The sequence below is a fragment of the Halalkalicoccus jeotgali B3 genome, assembly GCF_000196895.1.
GTDB classification, from domain to species: Archaea; Halobacteriota; Halobacteria; order Halobacteriales; family Halalkalicoccaceae; genus Halalkalicoccus; species Halalkalicoccus jeotgali.
The window spans coordinates 1,241,075-1,259,701 of the sequence record NC_014297.1 but is presented as its reverse complement, the minus strand read 5'-3'; the positions used below and the strand labels follow the sequence as shown (position 1 = coordinate 1,259,701).

Sequence of the window (18,627 nt, the reverse complement as noted above, 5' to 3'; positions counted from 1 at the left end):
AACATGGAGCTACCACTGGTGGACCGACGGGGGGACTCGCGCATCGACACGACGCTCCGGACTGCGACGGAGGGCTACCACCGCGGTCGGGCACTCCGCAACCGGACCTCGATGGCCCTCCGGCGAAAGCGACGGAACTACGACGTCGGGACCGTCTCGGAAGCCGACTTCGAGTCCGTGCTGGATTCGCACGCGGGGACCGACGCCGTCTTCGTTCACGTCGGTCTGCGCGACATCAGCCGAGCGTTCGACCGGGACCCCTACGTATTCCTCCTGAATCGACTCGACGACCGCTTCGGGTCGATACTCAACCCGGGATTCACGCCCGCGTTTCGGTCGGTCGACGGGGGAATCTACCACAAACGACACTCGATGCCGAGATTTGGGGCGTTCTCGCGGCTGTTTCTCGAGGACTGTGAGTACCGGACCGACGACCCGACGAACTCGATTTTGGTCCGGGGACCCTACCGGTTCGACGACTGCCGTCAGGACGACACCTGGGCGGCCGACGGCTGTTTCGCCAAACTGGATCGGGAGAACGTCCAGTATCTGAACGTCGGAACCGACTGGCTTCGCTCCTCGCACATCCACTACCTCGAAAACCGCCTGAACGTGCCCTACGTCGAGATCGTCGAGTACGAGGGAGTGATCTGTCGCGAGGACGGGAGTTGTGAGTCGATCACCCACCGTTCGCACGAGTATACGATGGCGATGACGTGGAACCGGGCGAAGATCCGCGAGGACCTCGAACGTGCGGGCGTCCTCGATAGCTACGATCTGAACGGCTTGCAGGTCTTCGCGTTTCGCGCCCGCGATATCCGGCAGGTACTCACGCCGAAGATCCTCGCCGACCCGTACTATCTCGTCACTTGAGGGAGCTCCCCCAGCCGTTCGAGGGTCGTCTCGATGTCCGTATTACAGACCGCGAGCGAGAACCCATCGACCCGCGCGAGATCGGGAGCGTGCTCCCAGAGGTCGTCCTCCGAAAGCCCGTGGAGGACGACCGCGTTCGGCGTCGGGTTCACGACGCGCATCGCCACTAGCGGGGATTCGCCCCGCGTGACGCCGGTAAACACCAGCGCGCGGTTTGTACTTTGCCCGTAGAGGCGGTAGAACTCCTCGCTCGACAGCCTCGTGATCGCCTCGATGCTGTCGATTACGGTGTGACCGCTGATGCGATCCGAGTTGCCCGATACGAGTTCGGTGGCGTCGATCGCGTCGTAGAAACGCGCCAGCGGGATCGTCGTGGGGTACTCCCGGAGGTCCTGAACGATGTCGCTCTCGAAGCCCGCCGAGATCACGCGCGCGTACTGGCGGATCCGGCCGCCGCCTCGGCGCTCGTCGATGTCGAGCAACGCGGTGACGATCCGCCGGACGACCGCGATCCCCGGACTCTCGCGACGGCCGCTCTCGTAGTCGCTGATCACCGACGAGGAGATCGAGAGCTCCTCGGCGAGTTCGGTCTGGGAGACCGTAAAGTCGCTGCGCCACTTTCGCAACGTGGCTCCGGGATCCTCGCTGAGGGTGATCTCCCCGGCGACCTTCTCGGCGAGTTCCTCCCGCGGCGAGCGGGAACTCACGACCGGCCCCCGGTATTGCTCGTGACGAACATTGCTTCGACGATCGTCTACAACACACACATAGCTGTCGGTACCGATACGGAGCACTCTCCTGACGTTCGGTAGCGAACAGACTCATATAGGAACGAATGGTACGTGGTATCATGCCACCTGTGACGGTCCACATCGCTCTGGGCGGACTGATCGGTGCGGTGCTTCTCGCGGATCACTTCGATACGCGAGCCATCTTCGTCGTGATGGGGGCGGCGGCCGTTCCCGACCTCGACGTGTTCGTCGGGTTCGTGATCCCCGGCGCCCATCGGGCGGCGTTGCACTCGGTGTTGTTTCCGATCATGCTCTCCGTTCTTCTGATCTGGGATGTCTACTGGCGCGAGCGCTCGTTCGTGTCCGGTCGCTGGGGGACTTACGGCGTTCAGGTGTGTTGGGTCGCCATCGTCTCGATGACGCTTGCACACATCGTCCTCGACTCGTTCGGCTCCGGAATCAACGCTTTCTGGCCGGTGTACGACCGGTATTACATGATCACGGGGGACCTGGTGTTCTGGCACGACGGGGGGTTCACCGTTGACGTCCTCAACGTCGTCGAACTCGGAACGACCGCCGACACCCACTACGGGACCGGGTTCGATACGGTCCGGGCCAACGGGCGCCGATTCCCCGTCGCCCTGACCGGCGAACAGTTCGTGCTATTGGTCGCAAGCGGTGCGGCCATCACGAGACGGATCGTCGAGGACCTCCGGACGACCACCACCGCACGCACCGCCGAGTATCTGAGCGAGGACTAACGACAACTCGAAACGCGGGCCCCGCGAAGACGAGCCATGGAGACCAGACCGTACGAACCCGGAACGGACGACGACGATCTGTGGACGCTCAAAGCAGCCTTCGAGCGCGGACTCGGCGCGGAAACCGGCGGCGAGACGAAGGAAACGACCTACGAGGCGAAACTCACCGACGCGTACCGCGAGCGGTATCTCGCATGGGTCGGGCGCTGTGTCGCGGACGATCCGCGCTGTCTGACCGTCGCCGAGGACGACGGCCTCGTTGGCTACGTCTTCGTCCTCCCGGAGCGACTGGCGATGATCTGGGACGCTGCGGTGGTGAACGAACTCTACGTCGCCCCCGAACACCGGGGGACCGGCGTCGCCGACGACCTGATGGCGGCGGCGTGTGCGCTCGCACGCGAGCAGACCCTCCCGCTTGAACGCCTTGTCCTCGACGTCGACCCCGCCAACGCCCGTGCGCGCGCCTTTTACGACCGCCACGGCTTCGAGCCGTGGGGCGAGATGATCGCCCGTCCGCTCGAATAAAGCGGAGCCGACGATACGAAATCCCGGGTTCCGTAATCCTTACTACTGACTGACCGTTCAGTTAGGACATGGACGGACCAGCGAATCGAAAGCGGCCGTGGCTCGCGGCCGCACTCGCCGTTCCGGTGATCGGGTTCGGGCACATCTACCTCCGGCGCTGGAAGCGCGCGTTCGGCTGGTTGCTCGTCGTCACCGCGGTGTCGACGCTGTTCGTTCCGGCGAGCGCGCTCGAGAGTCCGGCCGCACTCGTGGCGGCACCTTTCCGGGAGGTGTTTCCGCTAGCCCTCGCCGCCGCCGCGAGCGTGGTTGACGCCTACCTGATCGCACGCCGTGAACGATTCGCCGAGGAGATCCGGGAGTCCCGCCGCTGTCCGCACTGTGCTCGCGAACTCTCGGCCGAGGTGGGTTTTTGCGAGTGGTGTGGGTCGGACCTCCCGGTGACCGACGGTCACGAACGCTGACGGGTTCGGCGCGCGCTTCGTGCCATTCAAGCACCCGCACCGATAAACACCGGTAATGATTCTGCGGGACGCGCGCCTGTTCGACGGGCGCGAGGAAGTCACGGCGGACGGAGCGATCCGTATGGACCCTGAGTCGGGGTTGATCGAGGCGGTCGGCGACGCCGAGCCACAGGGCGAGGAGTCCGTGCTCTCGCTGTCGGGCCACACGATACTGCCCGGCCTGGTCGATGCCCACGTTCACTTCTCCCTGTCGGGGCAGGCGACCGTCGAAGACGTCGTCGGGCAGAGCGACGCCGAACTCACGCTGAGCGAGGTGAAAAACGCCCGGACGACCCTCGAATCGGGCGTGACGAGCGTACGCGCGATGGGCGCTCGCGACCTCGACGTCGTCCTCAAACGCGCGATCGACCGCGGGGACGTCCCCGGACCCCGTACCCTCGCGAACTGTCGCTCGATCACGATTACGGGCGGGCACGGCCACCACCTCGGTCGGGAGGTCGACGGGCCCACCGAGTGTCGACGGGCGGTCCGCGAGCAGGTCAAACAGGGGGCGGGCTTCATCAAGTTCATGGCGACCGGCGGCGTGACGACGCCCGGAACCGACCCCGAGACGCTCGCCTTTACCCGCGAGGAACTGGAGGCGCTGATCGACGAGGCCCACCGGCGGGGGGTCCACGTGGCGACCCACGCCCACGGTGCCGAGGGGATCAAGGCCGCGGCCGCGGCGGGCGTCGACACGGTCGAGCACGGCACGTTCATGGACGAGGAGGCGATCGACATGCTCGTCACCAACGACGTGACGCTCGTGCCGACCCTTTCGGCGCCCTACCGGATCGCACGCAACGCAGAGCAGGCGACCGAGGAGAGCTCACAGAAGACCAGTAACGTCTACGAACGCCACATCGAGTCGTTCAAACGAGCCTACGAGGCGGGCGTGAACATCGCGGGCGGCACCGACGTCGGTACCCCGTTCAACTACCACGGGACCAACAGCACGGAGATCTCCTTTATGGTCGAACACGGGATGAGTGAGGCGGAAGCGATCGAGGCGATGACTGCGAGCGCCGCTGACGTGGTCGGCCTCGACGTGGGCGTCCTCGAACCCGGGAAATACGCCGACCTGCTCGTGGTCGAGGGCAACCCCTTGGAGGACGTCTCGTTGCTCCGCGAGCCGACGGCGGTTCTCAAAGGTGGGGCGGTCGTCGCGGGCGAGTTGCCGGACGGGGAGTAAGCTCAGCCTTCGAAGGAAACGGCCGTGCGTTCCTCCGAGACGGCATCGGACCACTCTTCTTGTGAAACGCTGTAGCGGTGCGCGTCGTGGACTTCGCCGTCGGCGTCGACGAGATGGTTTCTCAGCCGGCCTTCGTATCGCCCACCGAAGCGCTCGACGTACTTCTCGATGGCTCGTTTCGACTGCTCGTTGCCGGAGAAATGAGCTACCGAGACGAGTTCGAGGTCGAGCCGTGAGAACGCGAGGGCGAACAGGGCGGCCGCGCGCTCGCCGGAGTACCCACGCCCCCAGAACGGCTTTCGCAGCCAGATGCCGAGGTCCGCGGCGTGCTTGTCCCACTCGAAGTGCAAGCCAGTTGTTCCGGCGAACTCGCCCGTCCCCGCCTCGCCCTCACGGGGGAAGAGAGCATAGATGGCGTCCTCGCGCTGTTCCCACCGCTCCTCGAACTCGCCGAGGACGTCCCACGTCTCCTTCGGGGTGGTGTGGGGGTTCCACGAGATATGCTGCGTCTCCTCCTCGATGTCGTCGCCGTTCGCGAAATGCTCGTAGGCTTCGAGGGGATCGACCAGCTCACGAGTCAGTCGCTCGAGTCTGAGGCGATCCGTCGCGATCGTCTCGGGGAACATGACGGCTCTTCGCAACCCACGGTAAAACCGTTGTGTGCGTCACTCGATCAGACGCTCTTCGAGCACCTCGGCGATTCGTGCGTTGGTCTCGGGGCTGTAGTGACCGCCCTCGCCGCGCTGGACGTACAGAGACTCGGGGTCGCCCGAGAGGTGCTCGGCCATGTCGATCGTTTCCAGGTCGGGATAGCGCTCGTCGAGCCGGTCCATGAGGTCGCCGTAGATCGGGCCACGGTCGGCCTCGTGGGCTGCGTATCGGAGCTGCTGGACCATGACGAACGTCGGCGTGAAGTCGTGTTCGTCGGCGTACGAAACGAACTCGCCGATCAGCGCGTCGAAGAGGTCCGCCTTCTCCTCGAACAGTCGCTCGTGATAGCGCACGCGGGACTGTTCGAGCCGCAGGGTCGTCGCGGCCTGGCGCGCGCCGAGGTCGACCCCCGGGATCGAGATCCCGTACTCGCTTTCGAGGTCCATTCCCGCGGCGTAGAGCGCGTACTTGACCTGGTCGGGGTCGTCGAGGAAGTCGGTTGCGTAGGGGAAACTGGCGAGGTGCGGTTTGAACCAGTTCTCGTAGTGGCCGTCGTGGGTCCGGAGGAAGGGCGCACGGGATTCGAGGTCAAGGAGGTCTTCTTTCTCGTCGACGGGGCTCTCGAGGAGTTCGAGTTCGCCGTCCCGGAGTTCGTAGCGCGGTTTGACCGCCAGCACGTTCCCGAACTCCTGGTAGTGCTTCCAGACCGAGAGGATCCGGGCAATCGAGGAGGCGGTCACGACGATACAGACGTGATCGGTCGGGTCCTCGGGGTACTGGCGTTTCATCCGCAAGAGCGCCTGATCGAGGCCGTAGTTACCCCCGCCGTAGTTGCCGACGTGGGCGTCTATCCTCCGTGCGAGGCGGTTCTGGAAGGTATCCTCGTCGTCGACCTCCCGGCAAAAGCAGTACGAGTCGCCGTACGTCGAGACCGCGCCGCGGCCCTCATCGCGGTCAGCGGCGGGACAGACCCGGCTGCCGTACTCGTCGGTCGAGTAGGTGACGACGCTCTCGACCTCCTCGCCGGGGAGGTGATCGCCCGTGTCTTTCTGTTTTTGCTGATCGGGCTGGGGGACCCACCCGAGATCGGGGTCGAAGCTGGTGTACTTTCCGAGCAGCCCGGAGCTGATCTCGGGGAACTCCTCCAGCACCACGGTCGGCATGCTACCCAGTCCCTCTCCGTAGCGTTCGAGGGCGCGCTGGGAGACGACCTCCGCGGCGATTGCGAGAGCGACGACACCGAGCGCTATTGGAACGACGGTTACCATCGCTTCCGGCTATCCGGACGGGGCATAAAGGCGTTCTGCCGGATTCCGTTCAGGAGTTCGCAACCACTAAACGCGCCTCGGCCCTCCCTCCGGTAATGGCCGATTGGACGGAGACGTACCGCCCCTCGACGCTGTCGGAGGTGCGGGGCAACGACAAGGCCCGCGACGCGTTCCGCGAGTGGGCCGAGAGCTGGGAGGACCACCAGAAAGCGGTCATCCTCCACGGGAGCCCCGGCGTCGGGAAGACCTCGGCGGCCCACGCGCTTGCGAACGACCTAGGCTGGCCGACGATCGAACTCAACGCCTCGGATCAGCGAAAGGCCGACATCGTGAAACGGATCGCCGGCGAGGCGGCAAAGAGCGGCACCCTCACCGGCGGGACCGCGGGCCGGCGGCTTGTGATCCTCGACGAAGCAGACAACTTCCACGGGAACGTCGACTACGGCGGCTCGCGCGCGGTCACGGACGTAATCAAGTCGGCGAACCAGCCGGTTGTCCTGATCGCAAACGAGTTCTACGACATGTCCCAGAACCTGCGAAACAGCTGTGAAACCGTCGAGTTTCGGGACGTCTCGAAGCGCTCGATCGTCCCCGTGTTGCGGGACATCTGCCGACAGGAAGGCATCGAATTCGAAGCCGAAGCTCTGGAGGCGATCGCCGAAAACACCGACGGCGACCTGCGCTCGGCGGTCAACGACCTGCAGGCGCTCGCCGAACGCGAGGATCGCCTCACCGCCGAGGCGGTCGTCACGGGTGAGCGCGACCGCACCAAGGGGATCTTCGACTTCCTCGACGAGGTGATCAAGGAGAAAGGGGCACAGGAGGCGCTCTATGCCTCCTATGAGGTCGACGAGACGCCCGACGACCTCATCAACTGGATCGAGGACAACGTCCCCAAGGACTTCGCGGGGAGGGAACTCGCCGACGCCTACAGCGCCCTCGCGCGGGCGGACCGGTGGCTCGGGCGGGTGCGTGCGACGCAGAACTACTCGTACTGGCGCTACGCGGGCGACAACATGACCGCCGGGGTCGCCGCCGCCCGCCGCGAGCCGAAAGGGGGATGGACCCGGTATGGCCCGCCGAGTTACTGGCGCAAACTCGGGAGTTCCCGGGGTGCGCGCGACCGCCGGGACTACGTCGCCCAAAAGATCGCCGAATCCGGTGGCGTGAGCATGTCGAGTGCCCGCCGAGAGGTCCTGCCCTACCTCGCCGCGATGACCCATCACTGTAAGAATCGCGAACTCACGGTGGCGATGACCGCCCGATACGAACTGGACGCCGAACACGTCGCCTTCGTCACCGGCAGCGGGAAGGACACCAACAAGGTCCAGGACATCGTCGCGGACGCAGAGCGCCTACGCGAGGAGGCCGCTGTCGAGAGCTCGGGCGGGGCATTCGAGGGTGCGCGCCGAACGTACGCCGAAGAGGACCCGACGGCCGAGAAGTCGGCGTCACCTGACGCCGATACCGAGTCGATGGAAACCGACGACGACGAGCAGGCCGACGCCAGTGACTCGCAGTCGGGTCTGGGCGACTTCATGTGAGGCCCGGTCGATAGGGCCGTCGTAACTATATGTTAGCAGTTCGAACGGTAGCGTCTATGTCCTCCACCGAACTCCGCGTTACTTGCCCGCACTGTGGCGCCCCGACCGCGGCGACGATGACCCCGTCGCCTGAGAACGGCCGGCTGACTGGCAGCGTCGAGAGTTGTCTCGACTGTGAGAGCGCGTTCGAACTGTACTACTACTGAGCCTGCGGGCTGGCCGCGGCCGGTTCGATCCGAGCGGTGAGCCACGCGGCGGCGACGGCGATCAGGAACGCGGCGGCCATCGCCGTCGCATCGAGCAGTTGGATCAGGTCGGTGTAGACGTACCGGCCCAACAGGAGTTGGGCGGCGAGTGTCGCGGCCCCGACGCCCGCAAGCAGGCGCACCCGCGAGAGGCGGGACGCGGTCGCTTCGAGGAGACCCGACCAGACGGCTGCTGCAAGCAGCGTCGCGAACAGTGCGAGGCCGATCGCATAGTAAATCGCCTGTACGGCCGCCGTGTGGTCGACCAGCGTCCCCGGCGAGAGCGCGACGAGGACCGGAAACAGCCCAACGGCGACGAACAGCGCGGATCGGACTCGTCTGATACTCGCGATATCGGCGACGTACCACAGCGTCGCGAGCACGAGCGATCCGAAGATCGTGAGTGCGGTGAGAAAGTGCGCCGTAAGGTAGAACAACGAGTAATCGAGCACCGTCCCGGCCCCCAGCAACGCCTGAACGGGATACAGCGCGAGGGCGGTGGTCATCGCCAGTCGGATCCGACGGCCGTCCTGCCAGCGCCAGGCCCCGTAGGTCGCGCCGATCACGACGAACCCGGCGATCATGGCGATCAGGCGGTGGAACCACTCGATGAAACTGGGCCAGTTGGCGGGAAACAGCCCGAAGACGGCGCCGTCACACAGCGGCCAACGCCCTGCACAGGTCAGGCCGGCACCCGAAGCGGCAGTATAGATACCGATCAACAACAGGACGTACGTGAGGCCGGTCGTCGCCAACAGGAGGGACCGCAGTCGGTCGCGGCTCATCGTCGCCCCCGTGTCGTGACTCGCGTCATGGCTATCGTCCGGATTTCGGGGCCGGCCGCACATAGGTCTGTCCAACCGGGAACGGTCCCCGGCAGTTTTGGTCCTGCCGGGCGATTCGCGACCATGAAACGGACCCGACTAGACGCCTACCGGATGCGCCACGACCTCGATTCGATCTGGCTCGCCCGGCCGGAGAACTTCGCGTGGCTCACCGGCGGGACCAACGTCGTCGACCGCGCGGGCGACCTCGGCGTCGCCGCCGCGGGCTATGACGGCCACGAGGTCACCGTCATCACCGACAACATCGAGGCCGCGCGGCTCGCGGAGGAGGAACTCTCTGACGAGCGGATCGTGACCTACGACTGGTACTCCGGCTCGCTCGCCGATGCGGTCGCTTCCTACACCGACGGACGGGCGGCCGCGGACTTCCGGGTGCCCGGTTTCCGTCACGTCGATATCTCGGCGCTTCGCTACCCGCTGACGGACGGCGACATCGAGACGTATCGCGAACTCGGTCGCGAGACAGCCGAGGTCCTCGAAGGGGTCTGTCGGGAGCTCGAACCCACCAGTACGGAACGTGAGGTGGCCGCCGACCTCCGAGGGGAGCTCGCCGAGCAGGGGATCGACTCGCCAGTAGCGCTCGTCGGCGGGGCGAAACGCGCCCGCGAGTACCGCCATTACACGCCGACGACGAAGAAGCTCGGGAAGTACGCGCTCGTCTCGGTGACCGCCCGTCGGGACGGTCTGCACGCCAGTTGTACCCGCACCGTGGCGTTCGACGCCCCCGAGTGGCTCGAATCGCGTCACGAGGCGGCAACGAAGGTGGAAACGGCGGCACTAGCCGCGACTCGACAGGTGGGGCGAACCGGCGGCAAAGCCCGCGAGGTCTTCGAGGCGATTCAAGAAGCTTACCGCGAGGTGAGCTATCCTCGCGAGTGGAAACACCACCACCAGGGCGGGGCAGCGGGCTATCAGGGACGGGAGTGGATCGCCACCCCGTGGCACGACGGGGAGGTGACGCTCCCGATGGCCTACGCGTGGAACCCCACGGTGCAGGGTGCGAAAAGCGAGGATACGGTGCTAGTAAGGGAAGACGAACCGGAGGTCCTGACGACGACGGGCGAGTGGCCGACTCGGTCGGTCTCGAAGGGGGGGCTGGAGCTCGAACGGCCGGCGGTTCTGGAACTCGACTAGTCGCTCGCGTGGCGGTCGGCGCGTGACGGCGGCGGGACGCCCGGCGTGCTGCTCACAGGGGGCGTCTCGGGTCGGACACACCGGTCGGGTTCGCGGTTGACGTGGGCGTACTCCTTCGGCGAGTTCGCGAGCGGGTGGGCAGGGTTGTCGGTCCCGTCGATCACCGCTGCGCGCAGTTCCCCGAACCCGGCGATGCGCGCGCGGATTCCGCGCCAGTGGTTCTGGCTGGCGAGCGGGACGCGTATCTCACCGGGACCCCAGCCGTCGTGAGTGAGCGCGGCGCTGTTGACGTTCGTCGCCAGACTGTCGTGATCGGTGAGGACACCGATGCGGGCGGTCGATGGAGCACGGGCGGCCAGTACGTCCAGCCCGAAGTGAAGCGCCTGGTACTCGGCGACGTTGTTGTCGGTCGCCGTCGTCGGGAGAGCAAAGCGCGCCACGCGCGTGCCGTCGCGCGTCTCGATGACGACCCCCATCCCTGCGCGATGGTCGTGGAGGTGATAGGACCCGTCGGTCGCGACGTAGAAGTCCCGGTGGTGGGTTCGCGGCGGGTGGGCGACGTGGGGGGTCGGCGCGCTGTCGAAGCGATCTCGGAGGGACCGGCGGCCATAGGCGGCCATACCTCCAGTATGACGGCGATTCTATATAAATATGGCCCAGAGTCGAGCCCTTCAAGGCGGTCGCCCCGACAGTTCCGACGTGAGCCGGTACCGAACCGTCGCCTCGTTTCTCCTGTTGGCGGTCGCCTGGGGGACCGCCTTCGTCGCCATCAGGGCCGGTCTCGAGTACTTCCCGCCCGTGCTCTTTGCCGCCCTCCGGTACGACCTCGCGGCGGCGTTCATGCTTGCCTACGCCGCCTACGCGACCGACCGACCCGTTCCCCGCACTCGCGAGGAGTGGCTCGCGGTCGGGATCGGCGGCACCCTACTGATCGCCGCGTATCACGCCTTTCTCTTCGTCGGCCAACAGAGCGTTACCAGCGCGATGGCGGCCGTGATCGTCAGCCTCTCGCCCGTTCTGACGACCGCCTTCGCACGCGTTTTGCTCCCGAGCGAGCGTCTCGCGCCCGCCGGCCTCCTCGGGATGGCGCTCGGACTGGCCGGCGTCGCGATCCTCTCGCGTCCGGATCCCGGGAACGTCCTCTCTGCGGACGTGATCGCGACGGGGCTGATCCTGGCCGGTGCGGCCGCCTTCGCCCTCGGAAGCGTCCTGCTCAGACGGGCCGAGGCCGAACTCCCGATCGAAACGCTGGAGGGCTGGTCGATGGCGCTGGGCGCGCTGTTGATGCATGCCCTCTCCGTCTGGATGCCGGGTGAGGCTTTCGCGGCCGTCGAGTGGAGTTCCGAGGCCGTCCTCGCGCTCGCCTACCTCGCGGTCGTCTCGAGCGCGGTCGGCTTTCTCCTGTATTTCGACCTGCTCGAACGGCTTGGACCGATCGAGATCAACCTCGTCTCCTACGTCGTTCCGGTCGTCACGGCGATCGCCGGGTGGCTGTTGCTCGCCGAGGCGCTCGATCCAGCGACCATCGGGGGCTTTTTGATTATCTTCGTCGGCTTTTGCCTGATCAAGCGCCGCCAACTCGTCGCTGAACTCCCCGCGATGCGGGCCGCGATAACCGACCGACTGTAACCTATATACTTATGATTTTGGCATTTCAAATTTGAAAGTGGACAAATGTAATGCTTTTCGCTGTACTGAGAGCCGACGCTCCCTCGGCCGTCGGCTACGCTTACGCCGCCCTCCGCCACAATATTTCATAATAAGTCAGCAAGAAAATATATACGGGCCCGGGAGTAACACGAGCCATGACCGCTGCTATCGAAACGAGAGGACTGACCAAACGCTACGGCGAGGAAACCGCGGTCGACGATCTCACCCTCTCGATCGAATCGGGGAGCGTCTATGGGTTTCTGGGGCCCAACGGCGCAGGAAAGACGACGACGATGCGGATGCTCACGACGCTTACCCGGCCCACCAGCGGCACCGCACGCGTCGCCGGGGCCTCTATCGAGCACCGCGATAGCGTCACGCCCCACATCGGCTACTTGCCCGACGAGCCCCCCTGTACGACGAGTTGACGGGCCGCGAACAGTTGACATATATCGCCGGTCTCCGCGACGTCCCCGAGACGGAAGCCCGCGAGCGGATGACCGAACTGTTCGAGCGCTTCGACCTCGTCGAGGGCGCCGACAAGCGCATCGACTCGTACTCGACGGGGATGCGAAAGAAACTCGGTATCATGCAGGCGGTTCTCCACCGCCCGCAGGTCGTATTCCTCGACGAACCGACGACGGGCCTGGATCCACGGGCCGCCCGGACCATGCGCGATACCATCGCGGAGCTCGCCGCCCAGGAGATGACGATCCTCCTCTCGACGCACATCCTCCCCGTCGTCGACGAACTCGCCGACGCCGTGGGCGTGATTCACGACGGACGTCTCGTCGCGGAGGGGTCGCCCGACGACCTGAAACGGCGCGCGGAAACCGGCAAACAGCGGAGTCTGGAGGACGCCTTCCTCGAGGTAACCCACGAGACGCCACAGGCGGCGGTTCCGGATCAGAGACCATCCGGAGACGAAGAACCCGAAACCGCCCGTGAACACGACCGGTAGACGTTCGTTTTCCCGACCGAACAGTCCGGCCATACGTCACTGTCCCGGCGAACGATTCGACGGATCCGACGAACCGGCTCCAGGGAGTGTCCGACTTTTCGCCCCGGAACGCACTCGATACGACGAACGAACAGTAGTCGTCTAGCGTCGATTATACCGGTGACCGCCAACGATCGAAGCGGCGTGAACGGCGAGCAACGCGAGAAACGCGGTGAGTTGGGCCGTCGAGCCGAGCCCGCTGACCAACAACGGGAGATACAGAAACGGAAGGGCAATCGCGCTCCAGAAGGCGACCGCCTCGACCGGACGGGCGAGGGCCGCGGCATCGAATCGACTCGCATGATCGGTGGGCTGTTCGGGGTCCGCGCAGCCGGACGTGTTGTCCGTGTGAATGGAGGGTACTGACATCGGGGACACCTCGTGTCTGTTTTCCTATGTGTTAGACAAGTACATATAATGACACGAGATTTCATTCCGTTTTTCTTCATTTTACCGAATTGATACACTACTAACGACGTTTCACGACTGGCGTAGATCTAGTAAGAAAGTTTATACTTTCAGCAGAGCTAGTTGTTCCTATCTCGACTTCTCGAGCACGATCGAGATCGACCTCCGGGCCGGAGCCACGACGGTCCCGATCGCGAGCAACACCAAACCGACCGCACGGACGCGCCGTTCAGTTCGCTCGTCCCCATCGAACTCCGCGGCCAGCACTTGCCGGTAGGCACGACGGGCGACCGCGAGCAACGGTCGCGGTGCGAGGAGGTGTGTGAGTCCGGCGAGGACGAACCCGCCGCCGACGGTCGCGGTATCGAGACGGACCATACCTCGAGAAGGGGACCGAGAGGTAAAACCGTCTCCGGTGGGCCTCCGGGCCGAACGATGGCCGGCGACTACCGCACGACGGTGACTGGACACGGTGAGCGTCGAACGACGGTTTCGGCGACGCTCCCCAACAGGATGCGCGAGACGCCGTCGCGTCCATGACTCCCCATGACGACGTGATCGACGTCGTTGTCCTCGGCGTACTCGACGATGGCCCGTGCGGGTCGACCGAGCACGGTTTGGGTCTCGAGCGCGACGTCGCCGTCGGCCGCGAGCGCGCGAACCCGATCGAACCGTTCCTCGGCACGCTCCTCTTCGACCTCCATCCAGCGGTCGGCGTACGATGCCATCCCCATCTCAGTCCCGCCGGCACTCATCTCCGCCGGATCGAGAACGGTGAGCGCGATCAGGGTCGCGTCGGGGAACTCGCGGATAGCGTATTCGAACGACTCCTGTGCCTGTGGCGAGCCATCGATCGGGACAAGGACGCGCTGTGCCATACGTCCCCCATCACCGCCCCATCAATTATACTCTGTGCCTAACCGTGTTTAGTGAGACACTTCGAGAGACCGATCAATTCGACGGGTTCGGAGTTGTCCGGCGAGTAGGCGACCATCTGGCCCTTTTCCATGTAAGGAACCTTTCCCGCGAGGCTCGTGGGGATGTTCACCGCCGAGATGGCGTCCTCGTCACCGAGGTTGAGGACGAGTTTGGTGTTTACCTGCTTGAAGACGGCGTCGGCGATGTCCTGTGGGTCCTGTGTGATGAGAAAGAGCCCTAACCGTTCCTTGCGCCCCTGCTTTGCGGCCTCCGCGAACTTCCCGATCACTTTCCCGCCCTGTGCGCTTTCCGCACCGCTGAGGAAGTTGTGGGCCTCGTCCATCCCCAGTACGAGCGGCGTCTCCTTGATTCGGTCGAATGAGGGGTCGTTCGAGAGTTTCTGGTCGACGAGCAGGCTCGCGAGTGCGAGGACGACGACCTCCGTGGCTCGCGAGTCGTTGATGTGGTAGGTCGGGACCACCGAGAGGCCGCCCGGACGGACGAACTCGTGGACGAGGTCGGTGATCGCGGGGACGTCCTGATCGAAGACGCTGTCAAACCCGTAGGCGCGGCGTTTAACCGCGTCGAAGGTCGCCTCGTGGACGCGACCGCTTTCGTCGAGTTCCTCGCGCAACGCGGGGTCGTCGAGGAAGCTCTTGAACGCCCGGTAGGTCCCCGAATCGCCGTACTGTTTGAAGAAACGATCGAGCAGGTAGGTCAGCGCGTTGAACTGGTTGTCGTTGAGGTCGCTCCCGGCGACAAGCCACTTGTTGGCCCGGACCATCGAGAACGGGATCGTGAACTCGACCTGTTCGGCGTGGTGCCCGTCGGCCGCATACGAGGAATCGCCGACGGCCGGAACGAACGCTTTCGTGTCACTATGCCCGCCGTAGGCGATTCCCTCGCGCTCGTAGGCGCGCTCGTCCTCGCTCCCGACGGCGGGGTTGTCGTCGTGCATCTGGGCGTACTCGTCCTGCGGGTCGAACTGAACGACCGCCGGCGATATCGTCCGACCGTCGTCGAGTTCGTACTCGCGGTCGGAACCGAGGTACTGCCGGAGGACGTTCTTCGCACCGTGGGTCTTGCCCGAGCCGGTGCCGCCGGCGACGAGCGTGTGACGGAAGACCAGCGGGTCGCCCGCCCCGTAGTCGTCCTTCAAGCGGTAGTCGATCGTCGGCGGTTCGGCGGCGGTCCGGACCTTCTCACCCCCGACCGCGAGATGGCCCACGAAGACACCGTCTTCGGGCATCTTCAACCCCGTCTTGATCTCCTCGGTGTCGGTCGCCTCTCGCACTACGGTCTCGGGTTTCGGGACCCGGTCGGCCATTCGCCGTTTCAACTCGTCGCCGTCGCTGTACAGGACCGCGATGGGTTCGAGCGTCGCGAGGAACTTGTAGTCAGTCTCCTCGATCCCCCCGTTTCGCATCGCCCGCCGGACGTGGATCTCGCTCGCGTCGTCAGTATGAAACTCCTGGTCGTATTCGAGCCCCGTGATCCGACAGAACAGTTTCTCGTCGTCGGGATACGAGAGCAGGAGGTACTTTCCAAGGCGAACGTTCGAGCGGTTGCCCGCGGTGATCGAAGCGCGGATCTCCGTGTCGTCGCCGTCCTCGGCGATCTTCAGTCCCCTGGCGGTCGGGATGGCCCCGATTCCCACGTCGTCGCCGGCCGCGGAGAGCGAACTTTCCTCGAACCGGTCCGTCGCTGAGTCGTCGGAGGAGGATGTGGAGGGCGTGAAATCGCCGAGATCGGACATATCTGCGCCATCGGGCAGCGAGCGTGAAAACACTACCGCCAACGGGCTTTTGCCCGCTGGCTGGATAGGTGAGGTATGCTTCTCATTCAGGGTAGCGCGGGCGGCACGACGCTGACCGGGACGCTCTTCGAGCGTGGCGAGCGCGCACCCACATTTCGGGGCGCGCCCGACGAGGACGCCCCCTACGTCTGGGTCTGCGACGAGTTCTACGAGGTCGAAAGCGGCGGTTCGGAGATGGAGGTCGGCGGTCGGACGATGCACGTCGCCTTCGAGTCGCCCATGCCACGGGGCTTTGACACCCGTGAACAGGGGATCGCCGCCGCGAAAGAACACGTCCGCACGCAGTTCGCCCGGATCGGTATCCCCCCTGCCGACGTGGAACTCGCCGTCGAGAAGGCAGAACCGGGTGCGGAACTATAGGGATCCCGTGGCCTCCGGAGAACTATATCTTCCTATCAAAAACCTAGAATTATATACCTCTGGTCGAATAGGGAACGTATGGGAACGAAGACGAGGACGGTCGACGGTCGCGGGCACCGGATCGGGCCGCTGGGATGGTTCGCCATGGCGGGGTTCCTCAGTATGGGCGCGCTCTACTTCGTCGATATGCTCGCGGAGGGCGGGGTCATCGCCCCGACCGTGAGCCTCCCGATCGGAATCATCGCGGGCGTGGGCGTCCTCCTGTTCTGGCTCGGTAACGATCCGACCATCGGGTACGTCAAGGGTTAGCGGATCAGAAAAAGGTCTCATCGCCGCCCCATCGTCGGTCGTCGTAGGTCCGCGTGAGTTCGGTGTCGAGTTCGTCCTCGATCATCCGGCGCAACGAGTCCTTCTCGCGGGCGCTGATGCGTGCGAGTTCGTCGGCTTTCGCCACCGCCTCCGGCGGGTCACGCTGGGTGGCGACCTCCGCGAGCATCTGTGTCTGGAGTGCGGTGCGTGTTTCCTCGTCTTTCGTCACTCCGTAGGGCGCCTCGACGGTGTAGAGCAGGTCGTCGCGCGGATCGTAGATCGCAAAGAAGGTAACCTCGTAGTCCGCCGCCGTGTGGCGCCGTTCCAAGCCGAGGGCGTCGCCGTCCTTGGCGAACATCCGGTTCGTGCCGGCCCGCGAGACGAACCAGTTGGTGTAGGTGAGTTCGTCCCGGACCCGCTCGCCGTCCTCGTGCTGTTCGAGCAGGCGCACGAACAGCGCCGCGTCGTCGGTCCAGGGTGCGGGCGTGCGCTCGCCGAGGGCGTTCGTGATCCGCTTCGACGCGGGGTTTTTGACGAAGCCCGCAAGTGGCACCCCCCTCTCTAAGAACCCCTCGACGAGTTGGACGTAGCTCGCGACCACTTCGCGTGGTGTTTTCGCTTCGAGCTGGTCTGCGAGTTCGGGTTCGCGATCGCGCCAGCTCAGCAGTCCCTTGGGGTAGAGCGGCCCGTCGAGGATCAGTAGGTCGTTGATCCCGTCGGCGTTGGCGAGCGCGTGTTCGCTTTCTGCGAGGTACAGCGAGAGGGCGTGGACGGTCGCCTCGGTGTACCGGCGGCGCTCGATATCCCGAAGCAAGAGGACTCGCCGACGGCTGTAGCCCTCGTCGTAGATCACCCAGTCCTCATCGAAGGTGAGCGCATCGTCGTCGATATGCAGCCCGATCACCACGGTCCGAGAGCGGTGACAATCCAAATCCGTCGGTACACAGCCCATTGCGGCATGCGCGACGTCCATCACGACGCCGTTCTTGTAGGTCGTGGGGTTGATCGTCCCCGAGTCGATCCCGTAGCTCTCGGGGAAGGGCCGTTCACAGAGGGCGGCGTCCTCGATGGCGACGCGCTTTCGGTACTGGCGGTCGAGCGGTTCGAGCACCCGACGGCCGTCGACTTCGAGGGGGTCGAGAAACGACTCCCAGACGCGCTCGGCGAACTCCCGGTGGGAGGCGTCGTCGACCTCGCGGCCGACCTGCCGGGCCAGCGCAGCGATCCCCTCGAAGTGGACCGGATCCAGCGTCATAGAAGAGCCTCTTTCGGGGACGAAAAAAACGCTGCGGTCGGCGGCCCGGGATCGAGAGATATACCTTCACAGCGGTCATAGGCCGGAGGAAATGGGCTGGCTCAGTAATCGCGCTCTCGGGATCTCGCTGGTAGTGTTGCTCGTCACGAGCAGCCTGCTCGCAGTCGTACTGGGCTACCTCGGGCTCGTCGTCTACTCCGCGTTGATGACGGGGACGCCGATCGTCGGGATCCTCCTCGATATGACGGTCCCGTATCTCCCCGTCGTGGCCGTCTTGCTCGTCCTCGTCGTGCTCTCGGGGATCTGGTTCGGGTGGTCGCTGCTGCAACGCGCCTCGATTCCGAAAAACGACCGGCTGGCGTCGGTGGCCGGGCGAGCGGAACGCGAGGTCCCCCTGCTCGGAGCGCTTGGCCTCTCGGAGTCGCTCTCCCCGCCCGAGCCGACCCCCGAGGAGCGAGCCGAGCGGACGCTCGCGGAGCTGAAACGCCAGTACGTCGACGGCGAGATCGACGAACGCGAGTTCGAACGCCGGGTCGATCGTCTCGTCTCGAACGACTCCCTCGAAGAAGCCCGAGCCGCCCGCGAACGCCGGGCGGTACTGGAGGGCGAGTCCGGACGAACCTGAGCGAGTAGCGAAGAGTA

Annotated in this window: 22 protein-coding genes and 1 pseudogene; 13 read left to right on the top strand and 10 right to left on the bottom strand. The window is 65.1% G+C overall.

Annotated elements, in window-relative coordinates; translation table 11 throughout:
- Positions 1–3 precede the first annotated feature (3 nt).
- On the top strand, positions 4–873 hold the full coding sequence (locus HACJB3_RS06495; RefSeq protein ID WP_008415003.1) for an AAC(3) family N-acetyltransferase: 870 nt from the start codon (positions 4–6) through the stop codon (positions 871–873).
- Here the strand turns inward: HACJB3_RS06495 and HACJB3_RS06490 are convergent.
- Positions 858–1,580, bottom strand: a complete 723-nt coding sequence (locus HACJB3_RS06490) for a helix-turn-helix domain-containing protein (protein WP_008415002.1) — start codon at positions 1,578–1,580, stop codon at positions 858–860. The genes HACJB3_RS06495 and HACJB3_RS06490 overlap by 16 nt on opposite strands.
- 143 nt (positions 1,581–1,723) lie before the next feature.
- Between HACJB3_RS06490 and HACJB3_RS06485 the strand changes: the two genes are divergently transcribed.
- From HACJB3_RS06485 to HACJB3_RS06470, 4 genes are all read left to right on the top strand, one after another.
- A complete protein-coding gene (locus tag HACJB3_RS06485; RefSeq protein ID WP_008415001.1) occupies positions 1,724–2,365 on the top strand; it encodes a metal-dependent hydrolase in 642 nt (213 codons plus the stop codon).
- Between the two features lie 36 nt (positions 2,366–2,401).
- A complete protein-coding gene (locus HACJB3_RS06480; RefSeq protein ID WP_008415000.1) occupies positions 2,402–2,890 on the top strand; it encodes a GNAT family N-acetyltransferase in 489 nt (162 codons plus the stop codon).
- Between the two features lie 68 nt (positions 2,891–2,958).
- A complete protein-coding gene (locus tag HACJB3_RS06475) occupies positions 2,959–3,351 on the top strand; it encodes a zinc ribbon domain-containing protein (protein WP_008414998.1) in 393 nt (130 codons plus the stop codon).
- Positions 3,352–3,406: 55 nt separating this feature from the next.
- Positions 3,407–4,582 (top strand): metal-dependent hydrolase family protein, encoded by a 1,176-nt coding sequence (locus tag HACJB3_RS06470; RefSeq protein ID WP_008414997.1) that lies wholly within the window; start codon positions 3,407–3,409, stop codon positions 4,580–4,582.
- 2 nt (positions 4,583–4,584) lie between these two features.
- Here the strand turns inward: HACJB3_RS06470 and HACJB3_RS06465 are convergent, their stop codons facing one another.
- Together HACJB3_RS06465 and HACJB3_RS06460 are read right to left on the bottom strand one after the other, a co-directional pair.
- Positions 4,585–5,208 carry a GNAT family N-acetyltransferase gene (locus HACJB3_RS06465; RefSeq protein ID WP_008414996.1) on the bottom strand — a complete coding sequence of 208 codons (624 nt, stop codon included), beginning with the start codon at positions 5,206–5,208 and terminating at the stop codon, positions 4,585–4,587.
- Between the two features lie 39 nt (positions 5,209–5,247).
- Positions 5,248–6,501: a hypothetical protein gene (locus HACJB3_RS06460; RefSeq protein ID WP_008414994.1), complete on the bottom strand. Its 1,254-nt coding sequence runs from the start codon at positions 6,499–6,501 to the stop codon at positions 5,248–5,250.
- Between the two features lie 95 nt (positions 6,502–6,596).
- On the opposite strand from HACJB3_RS06460, the gene HACJB3_RS06455 reads away from it, so the two are divergent.
- Together HACJB3_RS06455 and HACJB3_RS19960 are read left to right on the top strand one after the other, a co-directional pair.
- Positions 6,597–8,045, top strand: a complete 1,449-nt coding sequence (locus HACJB3_RS06455) for a replication factor C large subunit (protein ID WP_008414992.1) — start codon at positions 6,597–6,599, stop codon at positions 8,043–8,045.
- Between the two features lie 56 nt (positions 8,046–8,101).
- Entirely contained in the window at positions 8,102–8,251 is a 150-nt protein-coding gene (locus tag HACJB3_RS19960; RefSeq protein ID WP_155828810.1) for a hypothetical protein, read from the top strand.
- On the opposite strand, the gene HACJB3_RS06450 is transcribed toward HACJB3_RS19960, so the two are convergent.
- Complete coding sequence (locus tag HACJB3_RS06450) at positions 8,245–9,075, bottom strand: COX15/CtaA family protein (protein ID WP_013199432.1); 831 nt, start codon at positions 9,073–9,075, stop codon at positions 8,245–8,247. The two genes, HACJB3_RS19960 and HACJB3_RS06450, sit on opposite strands and share 7 nt — an antisense overlap.
- A 123-nt stretch (positions 9,076–9,198) precedes the next feature.
- On the opposite strand from HACJB3_RS06450, the gene HACJB3_RS06445 reads away from it, so the two are divergent.
- Positions 9,199–10,269, top strand: a complete 1,071-nt coding sequence (locus tag HACJB3_RS06445; RefSeq protein WP_008414989.1) for a M24 family metallopeptidase — start codon at positions 9,199–9,201, stop codon at positions 10,267–10,269.
- On the opposite strand, the gene HACJB3_RS06440 is transcribed toward HACJB3_RS06445, so the two are convergent.
- Positions 10,266–10,889 (bottom strand): reverse transcriptase-like protein, encoded by a 624-nt coding sequence (locus HACJB3_RS06440; RefSeq protein WP_008414987.1) that lies wholly within the window; start codon positions 10,887–10,889, stop codon positions 10,266–10,268. The genes HACJB3_RS06445 and HACJB3_RS06440 overlap by 4 nt on opposite strands.
- 79 nt (positions 10,890–10,968) lie before the next feature.
- Here HACJB3_RS06440 and HACJB3_RS06435 point away from each other — a divergent pair, with 79 nt between their 5' ends.
- Together HACJB3_RS06435 and HACJB3_RS06430 are read left to right on the top strand one after the other, a co-directional pair.
- Positions 10,969–11,898: a DMT family transporter gene (locus HACJB3_RS06435; RefSeq protein ID WP_013199431.1), complete on the top strand. Its 930-nt coding sequence runs from the start codon at positions 10,969–10,971 to the stop codon at positions 11,896–11,898.
- Positions 11,899–12,074: 176 nt separating this feature from the next.
- Positions 12,075–12,880, top strand: a pseudogene (locus tag HACJB3_RS06430) (ABC transporter ATP-binding protein).
- Between the two features lie 141 nt (positions 12,881–13,021).
- Here the strand turns inward: HACJB3_RS06430 and HACJB3_RS06425 are convergent.
- The 4 genes from HACJB3_RS06425 to HACJB3_RS06410 form a co-directional block, all read right to left on the bottom strand.
- Positions 13,022–13,288, bottom strand: coding sequence for a hypothetical protein (locus HACJB3_RS06425; RefSeq protein WP_008414977.1), 267 nt, complete (start codon positions 13,286–13,288; stop codon positions 13,022–13,024).
- Positions 13,289–13,456: 168 nt separating this feature from the next.
- A complete protein-coding gene (locus tag HACJB3_RS06420) occupies positions 13,457–13,705 on the bottom strand; it encodes a hypothetical protein (RefSeq protein WP_008414976.1) in 249 nt (82 codons plus the stop codon).
- A 68-nt stretch (positions 13,706–13,773) separates the two neighbouring features.
- Positions 13,774–14,205, bottom strand: coding sequence for a universal stress protein (locus HACJB3_RS06415; RefSeq protein ID WP_008414975.1), 432 nt, complete (start codon positions 14,203–14,205; stop codon positions 13,774–13,776).
- A gap of 38 nt (positions 14,206–14,243) precedes the next feature.
- A complete protein-coding gene (locus HACJB3_RS06410; protein ID WP_008414974.1) occupies positions 14,244–16,001 on the bottom strand; it encodes an ATP-binding protein in 1,758 nt (585 codons plus the stop codon).
- A gap of 75 nt (positions 16,002–16,076) precedes the next feature.
- On the opposite strand from HACJB3_RS06410, the gene HACJB3_RS06405 reads away from it, so the two are divergent.
- Together HACJB3_RS06405 and HACJB3_RS06400 are read left to right on the top strand one after the other, a co-directional pair.
- Complete coding sequence (locus tag HACJB3_RS06405; protein WP_008414973.1) at positions 16,077–16,421, top strand: DUF7113 family protein; 345 nt, start codon at positions 16,077–16,079, stop codon at positions 16,419–16,421.
- A 78-nt stretch (positions 16,422–16,499) separates the two neighbouring features.
- Entirely contained in the window at positions 16,500–16,730 is a 231-nt protein-coding gene (locus HACJB3_RS06400; protein WP_008414971.1) for a hypothetical protein, read from the top strand.
- 4 nt (positions 16,731–16,734) lie between these two features.
- On the opposite strand, the gene HACJB3_RS06395 is transcribed toward HACJB3_RS06400, so the two are convergent.
- Positions 16,735–17,985 (bottom strand): DNA double-strand break repair nuclease NurA, encoded by a 1,251-nt coding sequence (locus tag HACJB3_RS06395; RefSeq protein WP_008414970.1) that lies wholly within the window; start codon positions 17,983–17,985, stop codon positions 16,735–16,737.
- 91 nt (positions 17,986–18,076) lie between these two features.
- Here HACJB3_RS06395 and HACJB3_RS06390 point away from each other — a divergent pair, with 91 nt between their 5' ends.
- The gene (locus HACJB3_RS06390) at positions 18,077–18,610 is read left to right on the top strand and encodes a hypothetical protein (protein WP_008414968.1); all 534 of its coding nucleotides are present in this window, start codon (positions 18,077–18,079) and stop codon (positions 18,608–18,610) included.
- Positions 18,611–18,627: the final 17 nt, after the last annotated feature.